Genomic DNA, 11,985 nt, shown 5'->3' with positions numbered 1-11,985 from the left:
TGGGCGGCCGGAGGCCGTGGGCGGCCGGAGGCCGTGGGCGGCCGGAGGCCGTGGGCGGCCGGAGGCCGTGGGCGGCCGGAGGCCGTGGGCGGCCCGGGGGCCGTGGGCGGCCGGAGGCCGTGGGCGGCCCGGGGGCCGTGGGCGGCCGGAGGCCGTGGGCGGCCGGAGGCCGTGGGCGGCCGGAGGCCGTGGGCGGCCCGGGGGCCGTGGGCGGCCGGAGGCCGTGGGCGGCCGGAGGCCGTGGGCGGCCCGGGGGCCGTGGGCGGCCGGAGGCCGTGGGCGGCCCGGGGGGTGTTGAGTCCCCCTGGGGCGACGGATCAACTGCCGCCGCTCCCGGACCGCGCGCCCACCGGAGGCTTCCCGGCGGATCGGCTGCCCCCTCGCGGGCTGCGCGCCCACCGGAGGCTTCCTGTCGGATCTGCTGCCGCTCCCGGGGCGCGGGATCTCCGGAGGGTGCCCGCCGAGGCTTCCGGACAGATCGGCTGACCCTTGCGGGTTGCGGGTCTGCGCAGGGTGCTAACCCTCCCTGTCTGTGGGGCCCGCGCAGGGTGCTCGCCTGGGACTCCCCGGGAGGGTCAGCTGACCCTCCCGGGTTGTGGGGCCCGCGCGGGGCGGGTGACCGCTGAGGGCTCCTCGACGGATCAGCCGGCACCCCATCGGATTGCGCGGCCCCGGCAGGGTGCTCGCCAGGGGTGCGGCCCGGTCGGGCCTGGCGCCGTTCACGCGGAAGGGCCGGTGCGCTCTTCCGACGGGGCACGGGGCCCCTTGGCCGCCCGCGGGCACGGCTGCGCGGCTTGGCTCGGCCTCGGAGGGCCGGGGGGGGTGCGCGGCTTGGTTGTAGAGGGTGGGGTCGGCTGAGGGGGGTGATTTGCGCGGTGGCGAGCCGCATGCGCGCGTCAGCTCGGGGGCTTCGGGGTCGGACCGTACGATGAGCTCATGAACTCCGCCGCCCTGTCGCCTGGACGCCGCCCTGCCGGGCGCGGTCTTGTGCTGCTGGTGCTCGCGGTGCTGATCGGGGTTCTGGGGATGCACGGCCTGGGCCCCGGGGCTGTGCCCGCGAAGGCGTCGGCGGGTGCCGGATCGCACGGCGCGGCGATGGCCGCGGAGGCGGCCGGCCACGAAATGGCGGGGGACTGTTCTCACGCCGCCGGCGGAGCTGGGCACGCCCCGGCCGCCCATCACGCGGATGCGACCTGCGCGGCGACCGGTATCGGTGTCGCGTACGCCCCTCCCGCCCTGACCGCCACCCTCGGCCTCGCGCCCGCGGTCGTGGCACTGCCCTCCGGCGCGCCCGGGGCTCCCGAGAACGGACGGGCCCCGCCCGACCTGGCCGAACTACAACTCCTGCGGATTTAGAGCTGCCCGCACGGCACCCGCACGCCCCGGCCCTCGCCGGGCGGCGTGGCGCCGCGCCCCGGCCAAGCCCTCACTTCCGCCTCCCGCATGCCCGCTTCAGGGCTGCGCACCAAGGAGTCGCACCACCATGAACAAGCACTTCCTCCGCCGTACCGCCGTTGTCGCCGCCGCGGGCGCGGCCTCGCTCATCCTCGCGGCCTGCGGGTCGAGCGACGACACCTCGACAGGGCACGGCGGCCACCGGTCGGCGACGTCGACCGCTCCGGCCACCCCGTCCACCCCGACCCCGTCGGCCTCGCACAACGCCGGCGACGTCACCTTCGCCAAGGGAATGATCCCGCACCACCGCCAGGCGGTGGAGATGGCGGATCTCGCCCTCACCCGCGCACAGTCCGCCGAGGTGAAGGAACTCGCCTCGGAGATCAAGAAGGCCCAGGACCCGGAGATCAAGACCCTCTCGGGCTGGCTCGCCTCCTGGGGTGAGCAGGTGCCGGCCGAGGGCGCCGCGGACCACTCCGCGCACGGGGCGGGCGGCATGATGACGCCCGAGGAGATGGACAACCTCGCGAAGGCGTCGGGCACGGCCTTCGACACGGCCTTCATGCAGCTGATGATCAAGCACCACGAGGGTGCCGTGGCGATGGCCGAGACGGAGAAGGCCCAGGGGGCCTACCCGGAGGCCAAGGCGATGGCCGACGCCATCATCACCTCGCAGACCGCCGAGATCGCCAGGATGAACGGCCTGCTCGGCAAGAACTGACCCCGACGGAGGGGCGCGGCGGACCGTACCGGCCGCCGCGCTCCCCCGCTTTCTTCTGCCCGCACCCCTCGCGGAATACCCCCGGGGGGTATACGGTTTGCTGTGTGGGACCCCAGGAGGGGGGTCACACTTAACGGGAATGGGGATGACGGTCATGGATCACGGCGCACACCACACCAGCACCGCGCACGACCACGCCGCGCACCAGGCGCACCAGGGTCACACCGGGCATCAGCCGGGCCCGGTGACCTGGGGATCCGCGGCGAAGGCGACGCTGCACTGCCTCACCGGGTGCGCCATCGGCGAGATCCTCGGCATGGTCATCGGCACCGCGCTGATGTGGGGCAACGTCCAGACGATGGTCCTGGCGATCACCCTGGCGTTCGTCTTCGGCTACTCCTTCACCCTGTTCGCCGTCCGCAAGGCCGGGCTGGGCTGGAAGAGCGCGATCAAGGTGGCGCTGGCCGCGGACACCGTCTCGATCGCCGTGATGGAGCTCGTCGACAACGGCATCATCGCCATGACCCCCGGGGCGATGGACGCCCATCTGTCCGACGCACTGTTCTGGTCCGCGCTGCTGGGCGGCTTCGCCGTCGCCTTCGTGATCACCACACCGGTGAACAAGTGGATGATCGGCCGCGGCAAGGGGCATGCCGTCGTCCACGCCCACCACTGAGCCCACCACTGAGCCGACCGCCGAACCCGGCCGCGCAGGGCGCACAGGCCGTACGGGGCGAAACTGCCCGGGCGCACCCTGAGGGTGCGCCCGGGCAGCTTCGCGTCGAGGCCCGGCGGGGGGCGTGGGCACGTGCGACGACCGGGCTGGTGGACAGCGCCGTCGGGACGCCGGGTAAGGTCGCGCCATGGTCACGGCCCGGGCTGCATGCGGCACGACGCGGACCCGCCGACCGGCGGGCCCGCTCAAGCTGCTGTGGCTGGCCGCGCTACTGTTCGCCTTCCTCTACACCCACGCCGCCGGGGCCGAGAGCGCTTCCGCGCACGTCACCGGCGGGGCCGTGACAGTGCCCCACCAGGTGCCCGTGGAGAGCGACGGCACCCACACGGCGCACGACGGCGACGGCGACGGCGCCGACCAGAGCCCCGACGGCCGCGACGGCGACAGCCGGCACGCACACCCCGCCGAGGCATGCGCCTCCGGCCACCCGCAGCACGGGATCGACCTGCCCTGCCCACACCTGGTCCCCCTGAGCGAGCTCACTCCGGCTTTCGCCGCGATGACGCCGCAGCCCTGGACCCGGACCCTCCCCTGCGGCCTGCCTCCCTTGCGGAGTTGCCTCGGTTCCGTGGTGCAGCAGGTATAGATCCGGGCCGTTCGCCCCGATCTGTCCTGACTCTCCTCGCCCACCCCGGCCCGCCCTACCGCGGCGGTCCGCCGGGTGATGAGCCACGCACGCAGCACCCAAGGAACTCCACGACATGACCTCTCCCCGGCTCCTCGACGCCCGGACCGCAGACCACACGCCGCACGCCGCCGGGCGGGCCGCCCGGCGCAAGGCGCACTCCTCCGGCAAGCGTTCGCTGGCCGCCCGCTATCTCGGGTACGTCGGCTACTTCGTCGGCGCCGGCCTCATCAGCGGCGCCGTCGTCCACCACCCGCTCGACCCCGACCGCTACACCCGCATCGCCGGCTACGGCGCGCTCGTCTTCCTCGCCGCGACCGTCCTCAACGAGTTCCTCCTCACCCGCGAGCGGCCCGGACCCGCGCGCATGCTGGTCGTGATCGGCTCCTCGCTGCTGCTCTCGTTCGGCATCGGCATGCTCAGCGGCGGGCTCCAGCACTTCGACGACTTCCCCGCCCGCGGCGCCGTCCTCGTTCCCGCCGGCATCGTCGTCTCCTTCATCGCCTACGTCATCAAGGACGCCGACACCCCCTGGCAGCGCATCTTCAGCCTGCTGGGCCTGAGCATCCTCGCCGTAGCGGCCCTCGCCCTCTTCGGCCTGCGCGAGATCGCGGCATCCATGGAGACCGCGCCCGGCGGCGGCCACAGCCACGGCACCGCGGACGAACCCACCGCAGACGACCACGCCCCCGCCGACAGTCCTTCCACGGCCACCGCTCCGGCACCGGCCTCCACCCCCGCGCCGAAGCCGGCCTCCACACCTCCGGCCCACAACGACGGTCACGGACACTGACGACCGCACTCGGCACGGCCGCGCCCCCGGCAACCGGGCAACACCCCGGCGCCGGGGGCGTGGTACGGCCAGGAACCGCGGGGCGGGAGGGGCGGGAGGGGAAAGGTCGAACGGATGGGCGGGGTTACCCGTGGGTCCGGTGGCGCGTTGGCCCCGTATGACCACGATGGAGACTTCCACGCCGAGGGTGGGGCGCCGTCGGCGGGCGCCCGCCGCAGGGTACGAAGAATCGGTTCGGCAGGCCCCCGACCCGCCCATCTACAGCGCGCTGCTCACCCGCTGGGAGGAGGACGGCCGGACCCTGCCGGGGCAGCGCGATCCGGAGTGGTCCCGGATCGCCTCCTCCCCCATCTGGCCGACCGGCCCCCTCTTCGGGGCGTAGGCGGCTAGTGCTGTGACCGGAAAGGTTCACCGTGTCACGGCGCCCGGCACGGCACCTCGCCGCGTTGTCGGACCACGACGGTACGTCCAGTACGAGTCGCGGTCCTCCGCCTTGCAATGCACCCCACCGGACACCGCGACCCGGCAAACCTTTCCGGCCACAGCACTAGCGGGATTCCGGGCCCGCCAGGTGGCGGGCGATGACCATGCGCTGGATCTGGTTCGTGCCCTCCACGATCTGGAGGACCTTCGCTTCGCGCATCAGCCGCTCGACCGGGAAGTCCGCCGTGTAGCCGTAGCCGCCGAGCACCTGGACCGCGTCCGTCGTGACGGCCATCGCCGCGTCGGTGCAGAAGAGCTTGGCCATGGCCGCCTGGCGGGAGAAGGGCTTGCCCGCGTCCCGCAGCCGGGCCGCCGCCAGGTACAGCGCGCGGCCCGCCTCGATCTTCGTCGCCATGTCGGCCAGCATGAACCGCAGGCCCTGGAAGTCCGCGATGGGGTGTCCGAACTGCTTGCGGTCCAGGGCGTAGGCCACTGCCTCGTCGAGCGCGGCCTGCGCCACGCCGATCGCGCAGGCGGCGATGCCGAGGCGGCCCGCGTCCAGGGCGGCCAGGGCGATGCTGAAGCCCTGGCCCTCCTCGCCGATGCGGCGCGAGTCCGGGACCCGTACGCCGTCGAAGTGCAGCTGGGCGGTCGGCGAGCCCTTCATGCCCATCTTCTTCTCGGGGACCGCGGCCGTGAGGCCTTCCGCGTCGCCCGGGACCAGGAAGGCCGTGATGCCCTTCGGGCCTTCCACGCCCGTGCGGGCCAGCACGGTGTAGAAGTCGGCGACCCCGCCGTGGGTGATCCAGGCCTTGGTCCCGGTGATCAGCCAGTCGTCGCCGTCCCGGACCGCCTTGGTGGCCAGGGAGGCCGCGTCCGAGCCCGCGGCCGGCTCGGAGAGGCAGTACGCGCCGAGCAGTCCGCCGCCGAGCATCGCGGGCAGATGGGCGCTCCGCTGTTCCTTGGTTCCGTAGCCGGCCAGGCCGTGGCAGGCCAGCGAGTGCACGCTGACGCCGAGGCCGACGGTCAGGCGGGCCGCGGCCAGCTCCTCCAGCACCTGGAGGTAGACCTCGTACGGCTGGTCGCCGCCGCCGAACTCGCCGGCGTACGGGAGTCCCAGCAGCCCGGACTCGGAAAGGAGTCCGAAGACCTCCCGGGGGAAGCGGCCGGCATCCTCCTCCTCGGCGGCCCGGGGGCGGATCTCCCGCTGCGCGATCTCGCGTACGAGCGCGAGCAGGTCTCGGGACTCCTCGGTGGGCAGCGATCGGTCCACCTGCGGCGCGCGGTCGGTCATGGCTGCGCTCTCCTCACTCGTCAAGCACGGGGCGGCGCGTGAGGGTGGTACGCGTCGCCGGGTCTCGGGGCTCACAGCCGATGGTGCCCTCCCGGATCGCGGGAAGGTCCAGTTCGAGGGGCTGCGGCCGTTGAGTATGCCCGATCAGGGGCTTCCCGTCACGGGTCGAGATCATCTTCGGGGACGGGCGGGGCCGGGCACTCGGGGACGAACCCCTCGATCACCGTCAGGGTCGCGCGCAGCGTGCGCACCAGCAGGGCGCCGACCTCGGCCCGGTCGGGATGGCCGGGAAGCCCGGGAGCCCCGGGTCCGCGGCCCTCCCTTGCCCGCGCCGGGGCCTGGGGAGAGGCCTGCGGAGAGGGCTGGGGAGAGAGCTGGGCAGGGGCATCCGCCGAGACCCGGTCAGGGAGCTCGTCAGGTGCCTGGTCAGGTGCCTGGTCAGGCACCTGCGCAGCGGTCTGGACCGGCACCTGGGCCGAGCCATGAGCCGGTACCTGGGCCGCGCCCTGCGACGGCACCTGCGCCGGGGCGTCCGCCGGGCCGATCCAGTCGAGGGTGCTGCCCTCGACGCCCGCCAGCCAGCCGACCAGTGCCAGCCGGGCGATCGGCGGGATCTCGCGGCGGCCGTACGCTCCTTCGGCGATGGTCGCGATGAGTTCCTCGCGGACGGCGTCGCGGATGGCGAGGACCTCGGAGTCGGAGCCGACGCCGCCGGTGACGATGGTGCGGTAGGCGGCCTGGTGGTGCTCGGCGTAGTACAGGTAGCCGTCGATGGTGGTGCGCACCCGCTGGGCGTTGGGCAGTTCGCTCTCGCCCGCGGCGCGGGCCACGAGCTCGGCCACCGAGTCCTCGACGATGGCCAGGTAGTAGCCGCGTTTGCTCTTGAAGTAGTAGTAGATGAGCCCCTTGGCCACGCCTGCGTGCTTGGCGATGTCGTCCATGGAGAGCGCGTCGTACGAGGTGTCGGCGAACAACTTGCGGCCGATCGCTATCAGTTCGGCCCGCCGAACCTGCGAACGTCCGGTCGTTCCGCGCTGTTGACTATTATTCAAATTCAGCCCTAGCCTCGAACTGCCACAGGATGCCCGAAGTATGGCAGACCCGCGTGCACCCCCTTTTGCACTTCCCTTTGCACTTCCCTTTGCACTCCCCCTGCGCACCGGACGACGTACGGGAGGACCACATCATGGGCAACGGCAGGACGAGCACGACGAGAAACACCCCCGAGGGCCGGGTCAACTGGAAGAAGACGGCCGCCGTCGCGATGCCCGCGGTCGTCGCGGTCGGGGCGATGGCGATGGTCATGGCGCAGGGCGCGCTCGCCGCCTCCTTCGCCGTCTCGGGGACCAGCTTCCAGGTCTCCTCGTCCAAACTGAGCAGCAAGGGCCTGGCCTCCTACGTGCACACGGACCGCTCCGTCGACGGCAAGGGGCATCCCGTCGCGCTGCTCGGCATCGGCGAGGCCACCCTCACGGACATCTGCCAGGCCGCCGAGGTGGACACCCCGGTGGGCAAGGTGGTCTTCAAGCTGACCGCCGGCGGCCCGGCCGGCAACGTCACCGCCAGCAACCTCGTCATCGACGGCGAGGACCTGGCCGGCGACGCCGTCTTCGGAACGGCCCAGATCGGCCGCGACGCCTCGACCCTCGACCAGGTCGGCGGGATCAAGGGCGAGGCCGGCAAGTTCGGCCTGCAGGCCGGGGACATCGAGGTCGTGGACGTGAAGTCGCACGCCTGGTCGGCGACGGGCGGCAACTTCCACCTCAAGGGCCTGAAGCTGAACGTCAGCCTGGACGGCAAGAAGTGCTTCTAGGCCTGCGCGGGCCCGCCGGGCCGGGCGGCGGGTGGCTGGAGCGACGGCTCCCGCTGCCCGGCCCCCGGCGGCGGCTTCGCGCCTGGCGCCGCACCCGCCCCTTCTGGGGCGGGCTGCTGGTGATCCTGGGCGGGACCGAGCTGCTGCTGGTCCCGCTCTCCCCGCTCACTGTGCTGGTCAGCCTGGGCCTCGGCGGGATCGCCGCCATCGGGATCGGCCTCGCGCTGATCGCCGCCGGCCTGTTCCTGTGGCTGCTGCCCCAGGCCCGGGCCTACGTCTCCGTCCACGCGCTGCTGCTCTCGGTGCTGTCCTTCGTGGCGACCAACCTCGGCGGCTTCCTCGTCGGCATGCTGCTCGGCATCGCGGGCAGCGCGCTGGCCTTCGGCTGGACCCCGCTGCCCGATCCGGAGGCGGGCGAGGAGGGCCCGTACATCCCGAGCCTCGACGGCAGCGGGCCGCGCACGCTGGCCGCCGCGCTGCCGGTGGTGCTGCTCGTCTCGCTGGTGGCCGGCGGCGCTCCGCGGGCGGGGGCGGCCGGGCAGGGCGCGCCCATGGCGGCGCGCACTCCCCCGACCGTGACCACCTCGCTCTTCGCGCCGCAGGGGTTCGCCTTCGCGGGGGTCACGCACGTGCCCACGGTGGACGGCCCGCTGAAGGTGCTGGTGCTGCGGATGCGGGCCGCCACGCTCACCGACTACGAGCTGCGCAGCCGTGACGGCCACGAGGAGTACGGGCTCGCCGCGAAGAGGCTCGACCTGAGCGGCGATGTGACCTTGTACCTGACGAGGTTCAGCGGCTGCATCGAAGGGCTGCTGTGCGTGACCTTCAGCCCGGACGGGCTGCCCGCTCCCCCGGTCATCCCGCCGTTCGTCTTCATGACCCGGGTCAGCGCGGAGCAGGCGCTCGTCACCTCCGACGTGATCAAGACCCAGCGCCTGCGGCTGGTGGCCTCGTGATCCCCGTCCTGGGCGCGCCGCTGTGGGCGTACGGCATCGGCGCCACCTTCGCGGTGGCCGCCGGGCGCCAGCTCCAGTGGTGGGAGCGGTCGGTCCGGGGCGAGGGAGTCCGTACGAGGAGCCGCGCGGCCCATCCGTACCTGGCGCTCACCCTGCTCTACGCGGCCCTGCTGCCCGCCCCGACCGGGGTGTACCTGCTCTGGCAGAACCCGGCCTGGTCGACGATGCACGTGGCCCGCGACCACGAAGGGGTGTGGGCCGGCTTCGCCCTCTTCCACGTGGCCTCGGTGGTCGTCGGCGCCCTGCTCGGGTTCCTGGCGGCGCGGCTGTTCGTCCTGGTCGGGGCCGGGTACTGGGGGTACCTCCAGGCGGTGGCCGGGTACTTCCTGCTGTTCTTCACCCTGATCCACGGGTGGGACGGCACGGGGTACGAGCGGCTGCTGAGCGCCGATCCGCAGGCCTTCGCCGACTGGGACGCGGACGGCGTGGTGAACGGCGTCCTGGCCTTCGCGACCTCGGGCACCTTCCTGGCCGTGCTGGTCTTCGGGACGGCCGTCATCGGCACGATGCTGCTGGCCGAGATCGGCTGGCTGGTGGAGGGCTGGCGGCTGCCGGGCGCCGCGGCGGACCTCAAGGTGCCCAGGGTGATCGCGGTGGCGATCGCCGGGGCGGGGGTCTACGGGCTGCCGTTCGCGGGGGCGCTCGGCGCGAGCGTCCTCGTCCGGCTGCTGGGGTGGTGGGCCGGGATCGGGGTGTTCGCCCTGGTGGCCGGGGTGGTGCTGCTGCCGGCGCGCTCGCCCGTGCGGACGCTGTACGGGCTGGTGGGCGTTCCGGATCGGCACTGGCGGGTGGAGCCCGAGGCCGAGCGGGAGCGCGAGCCGGAGCGGGAGCCGGAGGCGGATCCGGACGCGGGACCGAAGCCCGGGCCCGGGGCCGGGCCGGGGGTTAGAAGAACCAGCCGACCTGGGTGACGAACATGGCCACGACCACGACCAGGGTCCAGCCGAGCACGTGCTCCAGCCAGGAGGAGGAATCGTCCTCGGGTCCGCCGGTGCGGACCAGGTTGCGGGCGCGGGCGGTCAGGGCGGCGCTGTGTGCGGTCATGCCCTCCAATGTGACAGCGGGGACGGCCCTCGCGGTAGAGACGATGGTCACTGGTGGCATGTCTCACGCCCCCGGCCGCGTGGTGCGGACCGGGGGCGTGAGGGGTGCGCGACGGATCAGGTGGTGCGATCGCGGCCCGCCATGCCCGCCATGGCCAGGGCCAGGCACAGGGCGATACCGCCGGCGATGACGTTGCTCCACACCGTGCGCGTGGTGCTGACGTCGCCGGAGATGACGAAGGGCGCGACGATCGTCCAGGCGGCGAGACCGACCGCCGTCCAGGCCATGGCGTGGGTGCGTTCGTAAGCGGAGCCGAGTCCGCTCATGCACAGGCAGTACGCCAGGCCCGCGATCAGGTTGTTGATCGCCAGCGAGCTGAGCCCGCTGAATCCGGCGATCCACGGCGAGGCGGCGATGTACAGGCCCGTCATCAGGGCCAGCGCCTCGACGACCTGGGCGCTCGGGGTGCTGGTGACCCGCTCGAACCGCGAGCGCATCTCAGCGAGGTCGGGGTGGTGTTCCATTCTCGGTTGGGTGGTCATGGCGGGCTGCCTCCTATGAGAAGCTCCTATTGCCCTTTTGCCCTTTATGTTCCACTTACATGCCATCCACGGCAACGCGAGTTCTCAGAGCACGCCGACCGCCCGCAGCGCGAGGACCTGGGCCGGGTTCGGCCGGATCGGACCGTAGAGGTAGCAGACGCCTCCGGTGCCGGAGACGACCTTGCCTGCGGCGTTGTACCGCTTGGTCCGCAGCCAGTTGTTTTCGAACTGCCGGCGGCGGTAGACCCGGCGCACGGCGGCGTTGTCGGCCGAGTTCGGGTCGTTGGCGATCACGTCGCCCGAGGCGGTGAAGCCGATGACGGTCATCAGGTGGCCGGCCGTGCCGTAGCCGGCGCCCGCGAGCTCCTCGGCCGTGAAGGACTGGGAGGTGATGACCGGGACCCCCGCCCGGACCAGGGCCTCCAGGTCGGCGAGGGAGGCGAGGCGGGTGACCACGCCGGCCAACTGCCGGTAGGTGGCGGCGTAGGCGGCGCTGAAGGGCCAGTTGCCGCAGCCCTTGTAGGCGGAGTCGTAGGTGGAGCGGGCTGCGTGGCAGACCTGCGGGTCCGCGTAGTCCTTCTTGACCCAGGCCACGGCTGAGACGCTGGCCCGGCGGCCCCAGAACTCGATGATCATCTGCGAGGAGGTGGGGCTGCACCAGGCCTCGCCGCCGTTGTCGTACTCCGGGTACTGGCCGGCGTGCGTCTCCTGCGAGTACCTCGGCACCTTCAGCTCGTGGGCCCCGCCGGAGGCGGCGGAGGCGGGGACCGTGAACCGGTCCGGGACGTCCGAGGCCATGGCGCCGGCCAGCCACACCGTGGGGCCGCGGCTCGCGCCGGGCTTGCGGTACAGGGTCAGGCGCAGCCGCCAGTCCTTGATCCGGAGCCCGCCCGCGGGGGCGTCCACGGCCAGGGTGTCCGTCCAGACGGTGGACTTGCCGTCGGTCTGCCCGTCCACGGAGGTGCGCCGGATGTCGCCGTCGCCCGAGGCCCAGCGGCCCATCACGTACCAGGGGGTGGCGGTGCCGTCGGTGTAGGTGCCGCGCAGTTCGGCCTGGATCCAGGTGCCGGCCGGAGTGCGGGCGTTCCAGGAGGCGATGGCCTCGGTGGCGGGCACGGTGGAGGTGTGGACCGGGGAGGTCCAGGTGGCGTACTCCCAGGTGCTCTTCTTCCCGGTGTGCGGGTCGGCGTACTCGGTGCGGCCCGTCGGGGTCTTGATCTCCAGGCCGGGGCGGGGGCCGCCGATGGCGGTGGTGCCCTGGTGGAGGCCGGCGGTCCAGTGGGCGTACGAGTACCAGAAGCGGTTGTCGACCGTCTTGCGGGTGGCTCCGCCGGTGGACCCGGCAGGCGGCGGGGTGGCCGGGGCCCGGCCCGGCCCCTCGGTGGCGGGCGTCGACGGGGTCGCGGAGGCTCGGCCGCCGGGGACTGTGGCGGCGGCGGCCGCCAGGGCTACCGCCAGTAGGGCGCGGCGGGGTGTGGGTGCGGTCATCGGCGTGGCCCCCAGGGGTCGGTGCGGCGGGTCGGCTCCCGCACACCCTTCCAGTTCCCGCCTGCGGGGCCGTGAAGCCGGGGGGCCGTGTCGGG

At 73.2% G+C, this 11,985-nt stretch carries 13 protein-coding genes and 1 pseudogene; 9 read left to right on the top strand and 5 right to left on the bottom strand.

Going from position 1 to position 11,985, the window contains the following annotated elements:
* Nucleotides 1–936: 936 nt before the first annotated feature.
* From AC061S_RS20385 to AC061S_RS20360, 6 genes are all read left to right on the top strand, one after another.
* Nucleotides 937–1,356 carry a DUF6153 family protein gene (locus AC061S_RS20385; protein WP_478687385.1) on the top strand — a complete coding sequence of 140 codons (420 nt, stop codon included), beginning with the start codon at nt 937–939 and terminating at the stop codon, nt 1,354–1,356.
* Between the two features lie 127 nt (nt 1,357–1,483).
* Nucleotides 1,484–2,116, top strand: coding sequence for a DUF305 domain-containing protein (locus AC061S_RS20380; protein WP_478687384.1), 633 nt, complete (start codon nt 1,484–1,486; stop codon nt 2,114–2,116).
* Nucleotides 2,117–2,270: 154 nt separating this feature from the next.
* Nucleotides 2,271–2,792: a DUF4396 domain-containing protein gene (locus AC061S_RS20375; protein WP_478687383.1), complete on the top strand. Its 522-nt coding sequence runs from the start codon at nt 2,271–2,273 to the stop codon at nt 2,790–2,792.
* A gap of 187 nt (nt 2,793–2,979) precedes the next feature.
* Nucleotides 2,980–3,438 (top strand): hypothetical protein, encoded by a 459-nt coding sequence (locus tag AC061S_RS20370; protein ID WP_478687382.1) that lies wholly within the window; start codon nt 2,980–2,982, stop codon nt 3,436–3,438.
* Nucleotides 3,439–3,553: 115 nt separating this feature from the next.
* A complete protein-coding gene (locus AC061S_RS20365) occupies nt 3,554–4,270 on the top strand; it encodes a hypothetical protein (RefSeq protein WP_478687381.1) in 717 nt (238 codons plus the stop codon).
* 166 nt (nt 4,271–4,436) lie between these two features.
* The gene (locus AC061S_RS20360; RefSeq protein ID WP_478687380.1) at nt 4,437–4,652 is read left to right on the top strand and encodes a hypothetical protein; all 216 of its coding nucleotides are present in this window, start codon (nt 4,437–4,439) and stop codon (nt 4,650–4,652) included.
* A gap of 165 nt (nt 4,653–4,817) precedes the next feature.
* Here AC061S_RS20360 and AC061S_RS20355 read toward each other — a convergent pair whose 3' ends face one another.
* Both AC061S_RS20355 and AC061S_RS20350 read right to left on the bottom strand, forming a co-directional pair.
* A complete protein-coding gene (locus AC061S_RS20355; RefSeq protein ID WP_478687379.1) occupies nt 4,818–5,987 on the bottom strand; it encodes an acyl-CoA dehydrogenase family protein in 1,170 nt (389 codons plus the stop codon).
* 518 nt (nt 5,988–6,505) lie between these two features.
* A pseudogene (locus AC061S_RS20350) lies at nt 6,506–7,039 on the bottom strand (TetR/AcrR family transcriptional regulator); the annotation flags it as partial.
* 212 nt (nt 7,040–7,251) lie between these two features.
* Between AC061S_RS20350 and AC061S_RS20345 the strand changes: the two are divergent.
* Genes AC061S_RS20345 through AC061S_RS20335 form a run of 3 tightly spaced genes read left to right on the top strand, consistent with a single transcriptional unit; the run spans nt 7,252 to nt 9,727 of the window.
* The gene (locus tag AC061S_RS20345) at nt 7,252–7,800 is read left to right on the top strand and encodes a DUF6230 family protein (protein ID WP_422521344.1); all 549 of its coding nucleotides are present in this window, start codon (nt 7,252–7,254) and stop codon (nt 7,798–7,800) included.
* Nucleotides 7,791–8,756, top strand: a complete 966-nt coding sequence (locus AC061S_RS20340) for a DUF6114 domain-containing protein (protein ID WP_478687378.1) — start codon at nt 7,791–7,793, stop codon at nt 8,754–8,756. Before AC061S_RS20345 ends, AC061S_RS20340 begins: the two co-directional genes overlap by 10 nt.
* Nucleotides 8,753–9,727, top strand: a complete 975-nt coding sequence (locus tag AC061S_RS20335; protein WP_478687377.1) for a hypothetical protein — start codon at nt 8,753–8,755, stop codon at nt 9,725–9,727. Before AC061S_RS20340 ends, AC061S_RS20335 begins: the two co-directional genes overlap by 4 nt.
* On the opposite strand, the gene AC061S_RS20330 is transcribed toward AC061S_RS20335, so the two are convergent.
* The 3 genes from AC061S_RS20330 to AC061S_RS20320 all read right to left on the bottom strand — a co-directional run bounded on the left by AC061S_RS20330 (nt 9,702) and on the right by AC061S_RS20320 (nt 11,890).
* Complete coding sequence (locus tag AC061S_RS20330) at nt 9,702–9,860, bottom strand: SCO1431 family membrane protein (RefSeq protein ID WP_243341628.1); 159 nt, start codon at nt 9,858–9,860, stop codon at nt 9,702–9,704. The two genes, AC061S_RS20335 and AC061S_RS20330, sit on opposite strands and share 26 nt — an antisense overlap.
* Before the next feature lie 116 nt (nt 9,861–9,976).
* On the bottom strand, nt 9,977–10,402 hold the full coding sequence (locus AC061S_RS20325; RefSeq protein WP_243341630.1) for an SPW repeat protein: 426 nt from the start codon (nt 10,400–10,402) through the stop codon (nt 9,977–9,979).
* An 84-nt stretch (nt 10,403–10,486) separates the two neighbouring features.
* Nucleotides 10,487–11,890 carry a C39 family peptidase gene (locus tag AC061S_RS20320; protein WP_478687376.1) on the bottom strand — a complete coding sequence of 468 codons (1,404 nt, stop codon included), beginning with the start codon at nt 11,888–11,890 and terminating at the stop codon, nt 10,487–10,489.
* Nucleotides 11,891–11,985: the final 95 nt, after the last annotated feature.

The organism is Streptomyces sp. CA189, assembly GCF_056428985.1.
The sequence above is the reverse complement of the archived record's forward strand: the minus strand, read 5'-3'. Positions and strand labels throughout refer to the sequence as shown.